We start from the raw sequence: 18202 nt of genomic DNA, 5'->3' as shown, positions 1-18202 counted from the left end.
GAAAGTAGTTGGGGGATCTCCCCCTGTGAGGATAGGACGTTGCCAGGCAACAACGCAGGACGACCGAGCATACGCTCGGTCGTTTTTTTACGTTCATAATGAAATCGAACTTCATATTCTGCTTGTTCACACGATGAAATTCCGAACAATTTTAATCTTATTTAAGTTAATGAACACAATTCTGAACTTTCTGAACATCGGGAATTGAATTGCACTTTTACGTTATACCTGTTACCATTACAGAAATATTTCGAAACAAAGATGTAGGTAGAACGAGAAAGGGGCCATCAATTTTTATGTGGGAAAATAAGTTTGCAAAAGAAGGTTTAACATTTGATGATGTATTACTCGTACCACGGTTTTCAAATGTTTTACCACGTGACGTTGATTTAAGCACGAAGCTCTGTGAAGGACTCGAATTAAATATTCCGATCATCAGTGCCGGTATGGATACCGTTACTGAAGCCCCAATGGCGATTGCTATGGCCCGTCAAGGTGGTTTAGGTGTCATTCACAAGAATATGTCGATGGAAATGCAGGCTGAGCACGTCGATCGCGTAAAGCGCTCAGAAAATGGTGTCATCACAAACCCGTTCTATTTAACTCCAGACCGTCAAGTATACGATGCAGAATACTTGATGAGTAAGTATCGTATTTCGGGCGTCCCAATCGTCAACTCAGAAGATGAACGTCAATTGATTGGTATTTTAACGAATCGTGATCTTCGCTTCATCAAAGACTATTCGACGGTAATCAAAGATGTCATGACGACAGAGAACCTCATCACAGCAAAAGTGGGTACATCGCTTGAAGAAGCCGAGCGTATCCTTCATCAACATCGCATCGAGAAACTTCCACTTGTCGATGAGAACGGTGTATTAAAAGGTCTCATTACGACGAAAGATATCGAAAAGGTCGAACAGTTCCCGAACGCAGCAAAAGATAAGCAAGGTCGTCTTCTTGTCGCAGCTGCAGTCGGTGTGACGAAAGACGCGGCTTCACGTGCTCAAGTGTTGGTTGAAGCAGGTGTGGATGCATTGGTTATCGATACGGCACACGGTCACTCAGCTGGCGTACTTGAAAAGGTTCGTGAGTTACGTGATATGTTCCCATCCCTTCCAATCATCGCAGGGAACGTGGCAACAGCAGAAGCGACGCGTGCATTGATTGAAGCAGGAGCATCCGTCATTAAAGTTGGGATTGGACCAGGCTCGATCTGTACGACACGTGTCGTCGCAGGTGTCGGTGTTCCGCAAATCACAGCAGTCTATGATTGCGTGATGGAAGCGAAAGAGCACGGTGTCTCAGTCATCGCTGACGGTGGAATTAAGTACTCTGGTGATATCGTCAAAGCCATCGCCGCTGGAGCCAATGCAGTCATGCTCGGAAGCTTGCTTGCGGGTGTGAAAGAGAGCCCAGGTGAAATGGAAATCTATCAAGGTCGTCAATTCAAGACATACCGTGGTATGGGATCAGAAGCATCGATGAAACGCGGAAGCCAAGATCGTTACTTCCAAGAAGCAGACAAAAAATTCGTTCCTGAAGGTATCGAAGGTCGCGTCGCGTATCGCGGTGAACTGGCTGACACGGTCTATCAATTGATTGGTGGTCTTCGTTCAGGTATGGGGTATTGCGGCGCTGCCGACATTCGTGCCCTTCGTGAAGATACACAGTTCATTCGTATGACAGGTGCTGGACTCCAAGAGAGCCACCCACACGATGTCAACATTACAAAAGAAGCACCAAACTATTCACGTTAATGAAAAAGCCGCCATCCTGTTCACTCAGGATGGCGGTTCTTTATTTGCGTTTCTCGACTAAAATGACGGTACCTCCCTGATCTTGAGCAGGAAGTGAGACGGTCACCTTCCCGTCTTTTTGAACAGTGTATGATTTGCCGCTATAGCGGTCAATCAAAATAGTCTTCGCCTTATACGACGTCTTAAATGAAACGGTTTGTGCTTTCTCTTTCGTGTTCAATCCGACGAGAACGGACTGTTTGCCGTAGGCCCGCTCAAAAATCGAGTAACCAGAATTGGCATTCACAGAGACGGATGATCGTGTTCCTTTACTGAATACGTGAGAATAGTCTGCACGGATATTCAATAGTTTTTGGTAATGCGTATGCATCGCTTTCCCTTCTCCTTTGACACGTGACCAGTCAAAGTCATAGCGGTTCTCATTGAACTCACCTTTATCCATATCCCCTGCATGTTTCCCAGATTGCCCGACTTCTTCTCCGTAATAGATGACCGGTTGACCTTTGGCCGTAATCTGAAGGGCGGCAGCGACCATTTGCTTACCTGTGTCTCCATCTGCGCGCGAGACGAGGAATCCATCTTCGTCGTGGCTACTTAAGAATTGTCCAAGCGTTGCTTCATTCGATAATTGGTTATTCCGATATTGGAGCGATTTTTCTACATCTTCAATGTTGCCGTTTACGAATCGCTCGGCCTGGTATTTAAAATCGAAGTCGAGCAAGGAATCCATTTGTCCACTCCGCAGATAACCGCCTGTATTGTTGATGCTGGCTCCATAGTGTTCGCCGATGAGTTTGAAATCTGGCTTGATTGTTGTCAGCTCATTTTTGAATGATTTCCACGTCGTTGAATCTACATGTTTGACCGTATCGACACGGAAGTAGTCGATTGTATTTCCTTTTTTCGTTTTCGAACGTTTGATCCAATCCGTCTGCCATTTGACCAATTGCTCCCGCACGGCCGCTTCCTCGGTCTTGAAATCAGGAAGACCAGATAAGGACATTCTGAGGTCGTCCCCATCGACCGGATTCTCGCGAATCATGCCATCGAATACTTGTCGTTCTGCATCCGTCGGGAAATTCGTGACGGCTGAACTTGCACCTGGTTCCATGCCGTAGCCTGGATGGTTCAAGACGACATCGACCATAATTTTGATGCCACGCTTATGCGCCTCGTCAATCAATTTATGGAATGCGGCCATATCTCCAAGGTGTTCATCAAGTTTTTCAAAGTTTTTCGCCCAATATCCGTGATAGCCATATTGAGACCCATCTTTCCCATAACGCAAATCCCAATCGATGTTATCCACAATCGGTGTAATCCAGATTGTATTGATGCCTAAGTCATCTAAATAATCGAGTTTTTTTGTGACACCCGCAAAGTCTCCACCATGGTACGATTCCAGATGGTCTTTATCATAGTACTCACGGTTCGGATTATCATTGGACACGTCCCCGTTGTAGAAGCGGTCGGTTAGCATGAAGTAGATTCGTGCCTCATCCCAATCAAATGCTTGTTTCTCTTTCATCGATTTCGGAACGACACGGATGGTGGTCTTCGAGCGATGGACATTTCCATACTGGTCGACGGCTGTGACAGAGAGCGTCTTGTTTCCTGGTTTGATCGTATCTTTCACCGCAATGGTTTGAGCATTCAATGCACGGTCGATGTGCAACTTAGCGGGTCCTCCGAGAGGTCGTGCATCGATATAGAGTTCACGAAGCGTCACTCCCTTTGGTAAGGTTGGTTTTACCCGTAGGACGGCATTTTCTCTGGAGCTAATCGCTTTTGGACTGACTGAAGAAGTGAGTTTGACGGTCGGTTGGCGATACTCGATTTGAGAAGCCTCAAAGTACGGATCCTTCACTTCAGTCGTCACCCCGTCTTTTGTGACGAGGTACGTGTAATCATGAACGCCTTCAGGCAAACGCACTGTGTGGCGGAACCATTCGTTTTCAGGCTCATACGTCATCGGATAAGTTTCATCATTGATTTTGAGTGCGACCTGTTCGATTTCATTCATTTTTCCGGATTCATAAAGTGCTACATCGCGGTAGAAGAAACTAATCCCGTCTGTACCGTACACTGGTCCGTTGACTGTCGGAACTTGATGGAACACACCTTTGCCGCTTTCGACGAGGACCTTCGTGACACGGTCTTCTCCGAGCGTGACGTATCTGTCTTCTCCGTATGCGTCCTTCACAGCCCAATCCGTTCCTTTTCGGATCACAAATCCGACTTTGGTGGCGTCTTGGCCAACGGGGATTCGGAAGATGGCCCCGTCCTCCGTGATGCGATACGGGTCAACTTGGCCGTCTTTTTTACCGGTGCTCCACGTCCACAAGTTCCAATCCGTATAATCTCCATCCGCGCGGACATACTTCATCTCGATATAACGAGTCGTTTCCCATGGATCGGCGAGCTTGGTTGCCGTTTTGAACGAAGTCGTCAAGGCAGGGAGTGACGTGTTGGAAATCGTCCCTGTCACCGCATCCGCTGGGATGGTCGCCGTATATGACGTGTCGAGTGCGAGTGCCTCTTTCGGCTGAAGTGTCACGGTCGAACCGTTCGTTGTCACGTCGACCGGGATTTTTGTCTCTCCTTGTTGAAGCGTGACTGCTTCAGTATCGAGACGGACAGGTTCGTTGAACGTCCATGTGATTGGGGTAGACACATCCACGTCGATCGAGGATGAAGCCGGGGTCACCGAAACGACCTCAAGCTGATCAATCGTCTCCACCCCATTTAACGTGAACGGGGCACTATATACGGATTGCGTCGACGGAGTAGCAGCGACGTTCCAGCTGTTCGCCAGTTGGTTGGCCGCGTTACTTGGAATCGTATCGAACGCACCATGCTCTCCTGCATTATTGCCGCTCAATACAGTCAAGGCACGAACTTGGTCTCCATTGTTTAGCCCGAGTAAGGATAATGGAATCTTTCCTTCGAATCCTTTCGTCCGGTCCACTGCGAAAGCCGCACCGTTCAATTGGTTCAATTGTAAGAGTGGGGTATCCTGTCCGGCCTTATAAAGGGCGGCCTCTTTGACTTTTTGATCGCCATCGACACGAACGAGAACATGATATTGAGGTGCCTTGTCGACGCCTGTAAAGTCGAATGGGTATCCGAGTGGATTTTCAGAGACGCCAGAATCTTCATCGTTAATTTGAAGGGCGATGTTAATGTATTGTCCGTTGTCGCCCCAATTCGGGACATTGTTCGCATCTACATAAAAATAAAGATGTTGAGCATCGTTTTGTATGTATAAATCACCGACATCAAATCCTTGCCAACCCGTAGCCGGGGAAGTCGCAAGGGCTGGGATCGAGCTCCAGTCTGTTTTCAATCCATCAATCGTCATCATGGTCGGTTCGGCCAATGCGTTCATCGGGACACCGGCTTGAATGAGTAATGCTCCGGAAAGGATCAGCGTTGAAGCCTGACGAGCGGTTGTTTTTTTCATGAGGCACCTCTTCCTGTCAAATGGATTTGCACACTTTTATGCAAACGTTTTCAAAAATAGTTTATCGGAACTTGAAAGCGCTAACAATATGTTTTTGAAAAAATAATAAACCGCCTCTCCTATTCTGAAAGGAGAAGCGGTCAAGAGGATGAGGCGACAAGCTTCCCTTTTACAATCAGGCGCTCTGTCGTATCGAACGTACACGTGATTAACGTGATGGTTGGGGTTGAGGTGACATCTAATACATCGACTCGTTCAGGAGAGACGGTTTCAAGCGAAGTGACTACATACTCGTACGTTTGCGTTTCATCTTGAAGGTAGATCGTGGCACCGACCTCGATTTCATGGAGCGGTCCGAATAGGGCAGTTGCTCGTTGTAGGTAGTGGCCGGCGAGCGCGTAGTTCCCTTTGCCCATCTCTTGTTCAGGATGCATCGTTCCGGTGCCTACCGCGAGACTTTCATTGTCCAAGCCTTTCATGATGGGAAGTTTCAGTGAGACATCGGGAATTGAAATCACGCCGATTGTCGGCAAATTATGAAACCGATTGCGCGCTTGTAGGACGTCCGATACAGAGAGCGGACTGACGGCTTTAAAATTATAACTTGGATCAAATTCGCTCTCTTCTTGAAATTCCATCTGTTCCACCACGTATTCACTCGTCGAACTAACAATGGCATTTTCCCAAATTGGACTCGTCAAAAAGAGGATGCCGCTCCCAATGAGTAAAAGTCCGATGAGCCACCGGATACGTCGATTCATGACTTCCCTCCTTTTGAAACTTCCCACGCAAGCATCAACTGAACGATCACGTCAGGTAAAGTCGACTCAGACAAATGCGCAAACCCGAACAGAAATTGCTTGTGGGAGTCCGGATGCACGATACGATAGTCGTTCATGGATTTAATGGCGATTCCGGCGGATTCGGCGGACCGCTTCAATTCTTGCTCTGTTCGCTCGGTCGCGATGGTCAACACGACGTGCAATCCGGCACTTGCTCCGGTCACGGTGACGGTCGGTTCGAATGGTCGGAAGGCGGAGAGGACACTTTCTAACTTACGACGGTATATTTTTCGCATCCGGTTCAAATGCTTCTCAAAGTCACCGCTCGACATGAATAAGGCCAACGTCTGTTGTTCGAACCGGGGAACGCTACAGGTGAAATACTGGTGTCGTTCCCGGTAACGGTTTAACAAGGGTGTCGGTAAGACCATATAGCCGATGCGTAAGGATGGCATGAGAGATTTTGAAAACGTACTGATATAGATAACCCGTTCGTTCGGGTCCATGCTCTGCAGTGACGGAATCGGCTTGCCGCTATAGCGAAACTCGCTGTCGTAATCGTCTTCGATGATATACGTCTGATGGACGAGTGCCCAATTTAACAAACGTTGCCTTCGACTGACAGACAGGACGGTCCCTGTCGGAAATTGATGAGCAGGTGTGACATATAGTGCATCGATTGCATGACGCTCGAGCTCATTCACACAAACACCACTATCGTCTACGGGAATAGGAATCGACGTGCGTCCTTGTTGTTCGAACAACAATCGCGTGAGCGGATAACCAGGGTCTTCGATCCCGAAGATAGACGAGTCCGGTAATAGATTCAAGAGTTGTGGCAACAGCTGTTCCGTACCGGACCCGACGATGATCTGTTCTGGTGAGCACTGTACGCCACGGGAGTGATAAAGATATGTGGCGATTTCTTGGCGTAATTCTAGATCTCCTTGAACAGAACCTAACGCAAGTAATTCATGATTCACGTCATCGACGACATGTTTGATGTGTCGCTTCCATCGTTCAAACGGGAAGGCAGTCGTGTCGATTTGACTCGGGGAAACATCATAATCATATGTCTTTCGCTGAGGGGCTGGTGTGATGGTACTACTCGAGCGCCGGACGTACAGTTCCTCTTGAGGTAACACATAAAATCCTTTTCGAGGAATGGACTCGATGTATCCTTCGGCGAGTAACTGGGCATACGCGAACTCGACCGTGGTCTGCGAGACATCTAAAAATTGAGAGAGCTTACGCTTTGAAGGTAATTTGGTTCCTGTCTTTAACGTATCGTCGAGGATGGCATCCCGAATGTGTTTATACAATTGCTCGTAAAGCGGGATGGACGATTCTTGATCAAGCGATAAGGTAAGCATATCCATGGTGTGACGTTCCTTTCTTTACGAACCAAAAAAGAAGTAGAGCATAAACCCAAGAATAATGATGAAAGAGACAATCCCGGGTGTCCCGAATGAGGCACGATGACCCCCATCAAACGAATCGCGGTTTAACATACGTACTCCTCCTTTATACTTCAACAGGTTCGTGATAGATGAAATAGAGTCCTTTATTTAAAACTGACCACTTTAAATAATGAGAAACTGGCACTTTTAATATAGTCAATTCAACTTATACTAGCAAGTAGAACACGAATCAATGGAGGGATTTCAATGGAAAAGAGACAAGTAGGGACAGATAAAGTAAAACGTGGGATGGCTGAAATGCAAAAAGGCGGCGTCATCATGGACGTCATCAACGCTGAACAGGCGAAAATCGCTGAAGCTGCCGGTGCTGTGGCTGTCATGGCACTCGAACGTGTACCATCAGATATCCGTAAAATGGGTGGCGTTGCCCGTATGGCTGACCCGACAATCATCGAAGACGTCATGGGGGCAGTATCTGTGCCGGTTATGGCAAAATGCCGGATCGGGCATATCGCTGAAGCACGTGTCCTCGAGTCGATGGGGGTCGACTTCATTGACGAGAGTGAAGTGTTGACACCAGCCGACGAAGAGTTCCACTTGTACAAGCGCGACTATACGGCGCCGTTCGTATGTGGAGCACGCGACCTCGGTGAAGCAGCCCGCCGTATCGGTGAAGGGGCAGCGATGATTCGTACAAAAGGGGAGCCGGGAACAGGGAACATCGTCGAAGCGGTTCGTCATATGCGTACAGTCCAAGCTCAAGTGAAACGTCTCTTGTCGATGAGTGTGGATGAGGTCATGACAGAGGCGCGCGACCTCGGTGCACCGTTTGAAGTATTGATGCAAATCCGTGAAGCGGGCCGTCTGCCGGTCGTAAACTTTGCGGCAGGTGGAATCGCGACACCAGCGGATGCTGCCTTGATGATGCACCTCGGGGCAGATGGAGTCTTTGTCGGATCTGGTATTTTCAAAGCGGAGAACCCAGAAAAATTTGCACGTGCCATTGTAGAAGCAACAACGTATCACGATGACTATGAGCGAATCGCACACTTGTCAAAAGGATTGGGTGAGGCGATGAAAGGACTCGACGTCCGCACACTCAAAGAAGAAGAACTCATGGCACCACGAGGCTGGTAAGATGGTAACGATTGGCGTATTAGGAATGCAAGGTGCGATTCGTGAGCATGTTCGCATGCTGGAAGCGCTCGGTGCTCGAACCGTTGTCGTTCGCTCGGTAGAAGACTTGGAGTCAATTGACGGACTCGTGTTACCAGGTGGAGAGAGCACGGCAATGCGTCGACTACTCGATCGTTATGGATTACTTGAACCACTTCGAGAGACGGAAACGTTACCAATGTTCGGCACATGTGCCGGCATGATTCTTCTCGCGAACGAAGTCGAAGGGTATGACGCCCACTTGAAGAAAATCCCGATGACAGTGAAACGCAATGCGTTCGGACGTCAGGTCGACAGTTTTGAAGTCGACCTTCCAGTGAAAGGGATCGATGAGCCAGTCGAAGCGGTCTTTATTCGTGCCCCACAAGTGGCACGTGTCGAACCGGAAGTAGATGTGCTCGCTGAAGTGGAGGAAGCGATTGTGGCGGTCCGTTACAATCAGTATCTGGCTTGCTCGTTCCATCCCGAATTGACGGATGACCTCTCGTTACATCGCTATTTTATCGAGATGGTCAAAGCGAATCAGAGTCAACATGTATAAGTTTGAGGGACCTCGCAAAAAGGGGGTCCTTCAAACTTATTTTTTGTTACACTGAACAAAGAAGCGTACAGAAAGGGGAAACGATGTGAAGGCCCGTTATTTCATCATATTGCTCACTGTCGTATTCGTCATACAGACCATGTTGCCATCGGCTGCCTCTGCGGCCGCTCCGAAAGTGGATGCAGCAAGCGCGATGCTTGTAGACGTGACGACAGGACAAGTTCTATTTGCCAAACAAGAAGATTCGATGCTTCAGCCGGCTTCAATCACGAAGCTGATGACTGCATTTTTGACGCGTGAGGCGATTCAGGCAGGGAAACTCAGTTGGACACAAGAAATCACACCGAGCGATGCTGCTTTGGCGTTGACGAGAAAGCCGGGGTTGGCACGAATCCCGCTGTTAAATAAACCATATACCGTCAAAGAATTATACGATGCCGCGTTGATTCGTTCAGCGAATGAAGCGGCCGTAACGCTCGGGGAGGCCGTATCCGGTTCGGAAGAGGCATTCGTCAAAGAGATGAATCGCCGGGCTGATGAATTAGGGATGACGCAAACGACGTTCGCGAACGCCTCAGGACTCGATTCTGAATCCGCTGGCCTACCGGGAGACAACTTGACGTCTGCTAAGGACTTGATGAAGCTCGCGATTGCGTATTTGACGACGTATCCGGAAGTGCTCGACGTGACGAAGCGGGCATACGTGGACGTCGACGGTGTTCGATTTGATGCGACGAATCGCATGCTCGCTAATCGTGACCTCGCTTATCCGGGAATGCTCGGCTTCAAGACAGGAACGACGAATGAGGCGGGATATTGTTTCATCGGCGTATCCACACGGGATGGGCGTACCGTTTTGTCGGTCGTCCTCGGTGCAACATCGGACGAGGGACGTTATGCAGCAACGAAAGCGCTACATGATTATGCTTATGCGGATTTCGTGATGACCCCAATCTTGCGGATGGGGGAGACAATCTCCAAGATGGCAACGGTCTCTCAAGGCGAGGAAGAGCAAGTCGCGGTCCGAACGACGAACGACTTTGAAGTATTAGTCGAAAAAGGAAGACCCGTACCGGAGCCTGAATATGATCTGCTTGATTTAGAGGCTCCGATTAAGGCTGACACACAGGCAGGCATGGTCACCATCGATTCTTCGGAGAACGTACGCTATTTAGAGGGAGAGGCTCCTCCTAAGATGGCACTTGTTACAGCGGAGTCGGTCGATACCGCCTCGTTCTTGACGAGAATAACGCGAGCTTTTTTGGATTTCCTCGATCAAATCCGACTCGCACTTGGAAAAATCAGTCTTGTCGAACAAGTTGAGATGTTGTAAAGTAAGATTAATTCAATGACAGATGCGATGATGAGAATAAGTACGTTACGTACGTCTACTGACAGAGAGCTAGTGGTTGGTGCAAACTAGTGAGATGACGTGACCGAATCGGCCTCGGAGCATTGACTTGGAAACAAGTCACGTTCGCACACGTTACGTGCATCGAGTGGCTCAAACATTTGGGCAACGAGGGTGGCAACGCGGATCCAAGGTGGTTCGTCCCTTTCCTACGGGAAAGGGACGTGCCACCTTTTTTATATGAAAAAGGAGGAATAGCAATGTTAGACATTAAACGTTTGCGACAGGATTTTGAAGGGATTAAAGAAAAGTTAGCTCACCGGGGGGAAGACTTGAGTGCACTTGACCGCTTCCCACAACTAGAGGAGAAACGTCGCGACTTGATCAACGAAGTCGAAGTGAAGAAAGCGAAGCGCAACGAAGCGACAAAACAGATCGCTGAATTGAAGCGGAACAAAGAAGATGCCGAAGGTCCGATTTTAGAGACACGTCGCCTCGGCGATGAAATCAAACTGTTGGACGAAGAGTTACGCGAAGTTGAGGCAGAACTCAACTTGATTTTACTCAGCATCCCAAATATCCCGCACGAATCAACACCAATCGGCGAAACGGAAGACGACAACGTGACGATTCGCGAAATCGGGACAAAGCCTGAGTTTGATTTCGAGCCTAAGCAACATTGGGACGTGATGGAAGATCTTCAAATCGTCGATGTCGAGCGCGCTGGAAAAGTAACAGGTAGCCGCTTCGTCTTCTATAAAGGATTAGGCGCTCGCTTAGAACGTGCCCTCATCAACTTTATGATGGACCTTCATTCAGATGAGCATGGGTACGCTGAAGTGTTACCTCCTTACATGGTCAATCGAGATTCGATGACAGGAACGGGTCAGCTTCCTAAATTTGAAGAGGATGCATTTAAAGTAGCGGATACGAACTACTTCCTCGTTCCGACTGCTGAAGTACCGGTCACGAACATGCACCGTGAAGAAATTCTTCCGGAAACACAACTTCCAATCGCGTATACTGCATATAGTGCAAACTTCCGTTCTGAAGCTGGGTCAGCGGGACGTGACACACGTGGATTAATTCGTCAGCACCAATTCAATAAAGTCGAGCTCGTCCGTTTCGTAAAACCGGAAGAGTCTTATGAGCAATTGGAACTGTTGACAGGTCATGCTGAAGAAGTCTTAAAACGTCTAGGCCTTCCTTATCAAGTGCTCAGCATGTGTACGGCAGATCTCGGATTCACTGCCGCGAAAAAATACGATATTGAAGTATGGATGCCGGCACAAGGGGTCTATCGTGAAATCTCGTCTTGCTCAAACTTTGAAGATTTCCAAGCGCGTCGTGCGGGAATTCGTTTCCGTCGTGACGCCAATGCGAAACCTGAGTTTGTGCATACGTTGAACGGTTCAGGTTTGGCGGTCGGACGAACGGTCGCAGCGATTCTTGAAAATTATCAACAAGCGGATGGATCGGTCGTGATTCCAGAAGTTCTTCGTCCTTACATGGGTGGAAAAGAAAAGATTGAAATGCCGAACTAAACGCTTGAGCAGCCTCGATTTTGAGGCTGCTCAATTTTTTTAATGTTTTTTCACAAAAGGGTTTGACATCTGTCTCTTCAGTTGGTACTATAAATCATGTCGAGCGACACTGTTGCTCACGAATTGCATATGAGCTTTGGAGGTGTACCCAAGTGGTTTAAGGGAACGGTCTTGAAAACCGTCAGGGGTGTAACAGCCTGCGTGGGTTCGAATCCCACCACCTCCTCCATTTCTTTTTTGGAGGCTCACACAATTTTATATCTTTTGGAGGTGTACCCAAGTGGTTTAAGGGAACGGTCTTGAAAACCGTCAGGGGTGTAATAGCCTGCGTGGGTTCGAATCCCACCACCTCCTCCACTTTCTTTTTTTTACACTTTTTTAGGCCTGGAGTTGTACCCAAGTCCGGCTGAAGGGGACGGACTCGAAATCCGTTAGGAGTCGCAAGGCTCGCGTGGGTTCGAATCCCACCAACTCCGCTTTCAATCGGGCATCTGCAGAGGCAGATGCATTTTTTGTATCCACAGACATAAGCGCTGTGGATTTTTTTATGCACAAAAAGAAGGATTACGCTTTCGTTGGCGCAATCCTTCTATTGATTATCTCACTTTTGCTTCGCGTGCAATCGTGAGTTGCTTTTCAATTTTCTCAAGAATGAGTTCGACTGAATCTGGGTCGTTGATGAGGTCATACTCTTCGATCGAGAGACGCAATACCGGGCACAGGTTGAAGTTGTTGATCCATTCTGTGTAGCGGGTGTACATCTCTTCCCAATAAGCGATTGGTGTTTGCTGTTCCATCTCGCGACCGCGCATCTGAATGCGTTCGAGTACTTGTTCGAACGAACCTTCAAGATAGATTAATAGATCCGGGTGCGGGAAGAACGGTGTCAACACCATTGCCTCGAACAAACTAGAATACGTTTCGTAGTCTGTTGGTGACATCGTCCCTTTTTCATAGTGCATCTTGGCGAAGATGCCTGTATCTTCATAGATTGAACGATCTTGGATGAAGCCGCCACCGTATTGGAAGATTTTCTTCTGTTCTTTAAAACGTTCTGCCAAGAAGTAAATTTGAAGATGGAAGCTCCAACGTTCGAAATCATGATAGAATTTATCGAGGTAAGGGTTGGTATCTACTTTTTCGAGAGACGTTCGGAAATTCAATGCATCGGCTAACGAATTGGTGATCGTTGATTTCCCAATCCCGACCATTCCCCCGATTGTAATGATTGTATCGTTCGGGATGTTATATTTATCAATCAGCTTCATTTTATTTGGGCTCCTTTAGTTAATTCTAATTCACGCTCAATCGTTTTTAGGACATGAGTCAAGTCGTCCGGATTGTGTACAAAGTCGAGTTCATCCCCACTGAACGAGAGAATCTTCACTTCTGGATGGGCCGCGCGATACGATTCAACAAACGTCTCATAGTCGTGAGCAAGTTGTTCGAGGTAATCACGAGACATATTTTCTTCCACTTCACGTCCACGCAAGGCGACTCGTTTCATTAATGTCTCAATGCTGGCATGTAAGTAAATGACGACATCAGGTTTCGGCATATCATGTGTCAAAATCTTATAAATCTGCTCGTACTTGTTCAAATGTGCCGGTTTCAGCGAACGGTGAGCAAAAATCAAGTTTTTGAAAATATGATAGTCCGAAACGACGGATTGTTGCTGACTCAAGTGGTGTTTGTGAATATCATCCAACTGCTTGAATCGATTGCACAAGAAGAACATTTCCGTTTGGAAACTCCATTCTTCGATATCTTCATAAAACTTGCCGAGAAATGGGTTCTCTTCTACAATTTCATTCAGCATCTGCATCGAGAAATGCTGACTGATGATATGGGCCAGTGATGTTTTCCCGACACCAATCGGTCCTTCTACCGTTATAAACATATGATGTCATCCTCCATTATCCAAAGTGCAAGTTCCATTCTAGCACACAATACGAGCGATATGGCGAGGGATTTGATTTTCATTTTTTTTCATAGTTTTAAATAAGAAATGAGGTGAATCGATGGAACGTGATGAGCGATTTATGCAGTTGGCCATCGAAGAAGCGAAGAAAGCAGAAGCCATTGGCGAGGTGCCGATTGGTTGTGTAATCGTAAAGGGAGACCAGGTGATTGCAACTGGGCACAATCGTCGTGAGACAGATCGTCTGGCGGCAGCACACGCCGAAATGATTGCGATTGAAACGGCTAATGAAATGTTAGGAAATTGGCGATTAGAAGACTGCGAACTATACGTTACCCTTGAACCGTGTCCGATGTGTGCGGGCGCAATCGTGTTATCTCGCGTGAAACGTGTCATTTTCGGTGCCTACGACCCGAAAGGTGGATGTTGCGGGACATTGATGAACTTGGTGCAGGATGAGCGATTCAATCACCAAGCTGAAGTGACAGAAAATGTTTTAGCAGAAGAATGTGGACAGCTCCTGACAGATTTCTTCCGAGCGCTTCGGGAAAGGAAGAAACAAGACCGACTCAATCAGAGAGGTTGCAACCCAACCGATTAAACAGTATAATGTAATAGCACTCGAGATAGTGCCTAATTTCATTTACCCATTTGCCGTGCTAGGTGGGGAGGTAGCGGTGCCCTGTCACTCGCAATCCGCTGTAGCGAGACTGAATCCCGATTCGAGGGAGTGCGCTGGTGTGGTCTGCCTTATGTAAGTGGCGTTGACGTCTGAGTCCTGCGCAACGGTCACCCATGAACCAGGTCAGGTCCGGAAGGAAGCAGCCTTAAGTGGTGACGTACCGTGTGCCGCAGGGGTGCTTGGGCTGAGCAAACTGCATGAGTAACGCATGTTGACGTGCTTTCAGAAATCGGTGCGCGGCAGATTTATTTTATAACTTCAATCTATGGCCCCCGGGCTGTAGATTTTTTTGTATGATGAGATAGAGAAGAACAGTAGGGAAGGAGGCGAACTCATGGCGTATCAAGCGTTATATCGTGTATATAGACCTCAATCGTTTCAAGAGGTCGTCGGTCAAGTCCATATCACACGTACGATTCAAAATGCTCTGTTAGAGGAGCGGATGTCACATGCGTACCTATTTTCCGGCCCACGTGGAACGGGGAAGACGAGTTTGGCGAAAATCATCGCCAAGGCAATCAACTGTGAAAGTGCGCCGACACGTGAACCATGTAACACCTGTCCGACGTGTATCGCCATCACGGAAGGGACAAGTCCCGACGTGTTTGAAATTGATGCCGCATCGAACAACGGAGTTGACGAAATTCGGGAGATTCGAGACAAAGTCAAATATCCGCCGTCCCAAGGGCGTTACAAAGTATACATCATTGATGAAGTGCATATGTTATCGACCGGTGCATTCAACGCGTTGTTAAAGACGCTTGAGGAACCACCGGCACATGCGATATTCATCTTGGCTACAACAGAACCACATAAAATTCCGGCCACGATCATTTCCCGCTGTCAGCGATTCGATGTCAAACGACATGAAGTGAGTCAATTGCAAACGCGGATGGCCTATATTTTGAACGACCAAGACCATGACTACGATCCGGAAGCGTTGAAACTCATCGCACGTGCTGCCGATGGCGGGATGCGAGATGCCCTTAGCTTACTTGATCAGGCGCTCGCATTCAGTGATGGGCGGTTGACGGAAGAAGCGGTGTTAGAAGTCACGGGTGCCGTGACGGATGAAACGTTGCTCGACATGGCGTATGGTCTCCAGCGAAAAGAGTTAAATGCCATTTTGAGTACGCTTGAATTGATGTTACGTGAAGGGAAGGACTTGAAACGTTTCATCGAAGATTTAGTGTTCGTTCATCGGGATGCGTTACTCTTGAAAGCATCTCCACAAGCAGCTGACTTATTGGAACGTGCTCGTCCGACTGACGAGTTTCGTCAGTTCGTCGAAGCGACTTCAACGGATGAATTGTTCCAAGTGATTGAAGAGCTCAATGATTGCCAACAGCAGATGAGGTTATCTAACCATCCGAAAGTGTTGGTGGAGTTAACATTCATCCGGATTGCGGAACAAGGCCGTACAATTAGTGAGCAAATGACACAACTACAGGATCAAGTGCGTGAACTGAGCCGTGAATTAAATGAAGTGAAGAAGAATGGTGTTGTCGTGACAGGTGGAGAAGCAGAAAAGCCGAAGCCTGCTCCGAAACGGACACAAATCCGGGTGCCTAAAGAACGGATTCGCCAACTCTTGCAACGGGCCGAACGGCAGCATTTGAATGCGATTCGCGACAGCTGGGGAGATATCATGACGAATATTCGGATACAAGATGGTCCGATTTTCGCTCTCTTCTATGAAAGTGAAGCTGTCCTTTGTGCAAGTGACACCTTACTGGTACAATTTAAAGATGGAATGACATGGCACTATGAACAAGTGAGTTCAAATGGTCGTACGCGCGATGTGATTGAACAGGCGTTATTCGAAGTGACGGGGATTCGTCGCGAAATCATGGCGGTGCTTGAGACGGATTGGAATGAACTAAAAAATGAGTTCATCCTTCAAAAACAAGCAGAACGAACGGAACAAGTCGAAGAGCCGGAAACCGAGGATCCGCTAGTTGCGCAGGCGATGGAACGTTTTGGCGATGTCGTTGAAATCGAAGAAACATAAGGGAGGCGCTCTGAATGCGTGGAATGGGAAACATGAACAACATGATGAAACAGATGCAAAAGATGCAAAAAGATATGGCGAAAGCTCAAGAGGAATTAAAAGAGTTATCGGTTGAAGGAACAGCGGGAGGCGGCATGGTGAAAGTTGTCGTCAGCGGTCATAAAGAAGTTTTAGACGTCATTATTGCTGAAGACGTTGTCGATCCGGACGATGTGGATATGTTACAAGATCTCGTCTTAGCAGCAATCAATGATGCAATGAAACAAGCGGATCAGCTTGTGAATGATAAGATGGGACGTTTCACACAAGGGATGAACCTCCCAGGCTTTTAAGTGAAGAAAGGATCGATGCGAGTTGCAATACCCTGAAGCCATTGGACGATTGATTGAGAGTTTTACGAAGTTACCTGGGATTGGACCGAAAACTGCGGTACGTTTAGCATTCCATGTATTAGATATGGAAGAAGACGATGTGTTGACGTTCGCGAAATCTCTCGTGAGTGCGAAGCGTGACATAAAGTATTGTACCGTGTGTGGCCACATCACAGATATTGATCCGTGTGCAATCTGCAAAGACTCACATCGGGATGAAACGGTGGTTTGTGTGGTTCAAGACTCAAGAGACGTGATTGCTATGGAGAAGATGCGGGAGTACAGAGGGAAGTATCATGTTCTTCATGGAGCCATTAGTCCAATGGAAGGGATTGGTCCAGAGGATATTAATGTTTCAAGTTTGCTGACACGTTTACAAGAGAACGAGTCGATTCAAGAAGTGATTTTAGCGACCAACCCGAACATTGAAGGGGAAGCGACTTCGATGTATTTATCGAGACTACTCAAACCGACGGGAATTCGCGTGACGCGTCTTGCCCATGGTTTACCAGTCGGTGGAGATTTGGAGTATGCGGATGAAGTGACATTATCTCGGGCAATGGAAGGTAGAAGAGAACTATGAAATGGTTTCGTAAGTCGTTAAGAGATGATTATGATCAACGACTACTGACTGAGTTGCTAGAAGCTAAGGCTAAGTTTGAATCGAAACGTCGGATTCTTGAAGTCAGCATAGAGGACACGGGAGAGCTAGCTGCTCAAGTGAAGCAAGCGGAAGCTCTCTACTTCTTCTATTTGAAAGAAGCAAAGAAGCGAAATGTTTCGTTATCGTCTCTTCGTTCTTAAGGCGACGCCAATGGCGCGCCTTCTTTATTTTTAGTCCTATATAATGAAAGAAAAAAATCGTTTTGGTTGAACAAATGAAGTTTTTATATATTTCTCTAATCTTTTTAACAAAAAGGGTTGCGTGGTTATTATTTTACTGATATATTAATAGACGTCGCCGAGATAAGCGACGAAGAAAACAAAAAATATTTTTAAAAAGTGGTTGACCTTTTGTTCTCCACTTGGTAAGATATTTAAGTCGCCAAGAGCGGCAGACGAACTTTGAAAACTGAACGATGAGGCAAAAAAGTTTTACAATTTTTGAATGAAGCGCAAGCTTCGTCAATTTAAGAGCTATATCAAATTCTTTGGAGAGTTTGATCCTGGCTCAGGACG

The 18202-nt window shown here is 47.3% G+C and carries 15 protein-coding genes, 3 tRNA genes, 1 other RNA gene and 1 other annotated feature; of the genes, 14 read left to right on the top strand and 5 right to left on the bottom strand.

Annotated features, from left to right (window positions below):
• The first annotated feature begins 296 nt into the window (after positions 1 to 296).
• A complete protein-coding gene (gene guaB, locus KOG47_RS14575) occupies positions 297 to 1760 on the top strand; it encodes an IMP dehydrogenase (RefSeq protein WP_074035270.1) in 1464 nt (487 codons plus the stop codon).
• A gap of 40 nt (positions 1761 to 1800) precedes the next feature.
• Here guaB and KOG47_RS14570 read toward each other — a convergent pair whose 3' ends face one another.
• The 3 genes from KOG47_RS14570 to pdxR all read right to left on the bottom strand — a co-directional run bounded on the left by KOG47_RS14570 (position 1801) and on the right by pdxR (position 7384).
• Entirely contained in the window at positions 1801 to 5223 is a 3423-nt protein-coding gene (locus tag KOG47_RS14570) for an alpha-amylase family glycosyl hydrolase (RefSeq protein WP_196431819.1), read from the bottom strand.
• A 140-nt stretch (positions 5224 to 5363) separates the two neighbouring features.
• Positions 5364 to 5984, bottom strand: coding sequence for a class A sortase (locus KOG47_RS14565; protein ID WP_196431818.1), 621 nt, complete (start codon positions 5982 to 5984; stop codon positions 5364 to 5366).
• Complete coding sequence (gene pdxR / locus KOG47_RS14560) at positions 5981 to 7384, bottom strand: MocR-like pyridoxine biosynthesis transcription factor PdxR (protein WP_159563186.1); 1404 nt, start codon at positions 7382 to 7384, stop codon at positions 5981 to 5983. The genes KOG47_RS14565 and pdxR overlap by 4 nt, the downstream gene beginning before the upstream one ends.
• Positions 7385 to 7672: 288 nt before the next feature.
• On the opposite strand from pdxR, the gene pdxS reads away from it, so the two are divergent.
• The 7 genes from pdxS to KOG47_RS14525 all read left to right on the top strand — a co-directional run bounded on the left by pdxS (position 7673) and on the right by KOG47_RS14525 (position 12514).
• Positions 7673 to 8563: a pyridoxal 5'-phosphate synthase lyase subunit PdxS gene (pdxS, locus tag KOG47_RS14555; RefSeq protein WP_012727762.1), complete on the top strand. Its 891-nt coding sequence runs from the start codon at positions 7673 to 7675 to the stop codon at positions 8561 to 8563.
• Between the two features lies 1 nt (position 8564).
• Positions 8565 to 9143, top strand: a complete 579-nt coding sequence (gene pdxT / locus KOG47_RS14550) for a pyridoxal 5'-phosphate synthase glutaminase subunit PdxT (RefSeq protein WP_074035275.1) — start codon at positions 8565 to 8567, stop codon at positions 9141 to 9143.
• An 85-nt stretch (positions 9144 to 9228) separates the two neighbouring features.
• Positions 9229 to 10476, top strand: coding sequence for a D-alanyl-D-alanine carboxypeptidase family protein (locus KOG47_RS14545; RefSeq protein WP_196431817.1), 1248 nt, complete (start codon positions 9229 to 9231; stop codon positions 10474 to 10476).
• A gap of 18 nt (positions 10477 to 10494) precedes the next feature.
• Positions 10495 to 10703 (top strand) — a binding site (T-box leader).
• Positions 10704 to 10754: 51 nt separating this feature from the next.
• Positions 10755 to 12038 carry a serine--tRNA ligase gene (serS, locus tag KOG47_RS14540; RefSeq protein WP_012727759.1) on the top strand — a complete coding sequence of 428 codons (1284 nt, stop codon included), beginning with the start codon at positions 10755 to 10757 and terminating at the stop codon, positions 12036 to 12038.
• A gap of 138 nt (positions 12039 to 12176) precedes the next feature.
• A tRNA-Ser gene (locus KOG47_RS14535) sits at positions 12177 to 12267 on the top strand.
• A 37-nt stretch (positions 12268 to 12304) separates the two neighbouring features.
• Positions 12305 to 12395 (top strand) — tRNA-Ser (locus KOG47_RS14530).
• A 29-nt stretch (positions 12396 to 12424) separates the two neighbouring features.
• Positions 12425 to 12514: transfer RNA gene (locus KOG47_RS14525), tRNA-Ser, on the top strand.
• Positions 12515 to 12634: 120 nt separating this feature from the next.
• On the opposite strand, the gene KOG47_RS14520 is transcribed toward KOG47_RS14525, so the two are convergent.
• Positions 12635 to 13306, bottom strand: a complete 672-nt coding sequence (locus KOG47_RS14520) for a deoxynucleoside kinase (RefSeq protein WP_074035276.1) — start codon at positions 13304 to 13306, stop codon at positions 12635 to 12637.
• On the bottom strand, positions 13303 to 13938 hold the full coding sequence (locus KOG47_RS14515; RefSeq protein WP_012727757.1) for a deoxynucleoside kinase: 636 nt from the start codon (positions 13936 to 13938) through the stop codon (positions 13303 to 13305). Before KOG47_RS14515 ends, KOG47_RS14520 begins: the two co-directional genes overlap by 4 nt.
• A gap of 121 nt (positions 13939 to 14059) precedes the next feature.
• Between KOG47_RS14515 and tadA the strand changes: the two genes are divergently transcribed.
• The 6 genes from tadA (at position 14060) to KOG47_RS14485 (ending at position 17827) form a co-directional block, all read left to right on the top strand.
• A complete protein-coding gene (tadA, locus tag KOG47_RS14510; protein WP_215244442.1) occupies positions 14060 to 14560 on the top strand; it encodes a tRNA adenosine(34) deaminase TadA in 501 nt (166 codons plus the stop codon).
• Between the two features lie 53 nt (positions 14561 to 14613).
• Positions 14614 to 14881: signal recognition particle sRNA large type (gene ffs, locus KOG47_RS14505), an RNA gene on the top strand.
• A 94-nt stretch (positions 14882 to 14975) separates the two neighbouring features.
• Entirely contained in the window at positions 14976 to 16652 is a 1677-nt protein-coding gene (dnaX, locus tag KOG47_RS14500; RefSeq protein ID WP_031424060.1) for a DNA polymerase III subunit gamma/tau, read from the top strand.
• A gap of 14 nt (positions 16653 to 16666) precedes the next feature.
• Positions 16667 to 16984, top strand: coding sequence for a YbaB/EbfC family nucleoid-associated protein (locus KOG47_RS14495; protein ID WP_012727754.1), 318 nt, complete (start codon positions 16667 to 16669; stop codon positions 16982 to 16984).
• A 22-nt stretch (positions 16985 to 17006) separates the two neighbouring features.
• A complete protein-coding gene (gene recR / locus KOG47_RS14490; RefSeq protein WP_012727753.1) occupies positions 17007 to 17606 on the top strand; it encodes a recombination mediator RecR in 600 nt (199 codons plus the stop codon).
• Complete coding sequence (locus KOG47_RS14485) at positions 17603 to 17827, top strand: YaaL family protein (RefSeq protein ID WP_031424056.1); 225 nt, start codon at positions 17603 to 17605, stop codon at positions 17825 to 17827. Before recR ends, KOG47_RS14485 begins: the two co-directional genes overlap by 4 nt.
• The last annotated feature ends 375 nt before the right edge of the window (positions 17828 to 18202 follow it).

The sequence above is a fragment of the Exiguobacterium sp. s121 genome (genome assembly GCF_018617245.1).
GTDB classification, from domain to species: domain Bacteria; phylum Bacillota; class Bacilli; order Exiguobacteriales; family Exiguobacteriaceae; genus Exiguobacterium; species Exiguobacterium profundum.
Note: the sequence above shows the minus strand (reverse complement) of the source record. Positions and strands in the feature narration are given on the sequence as shown.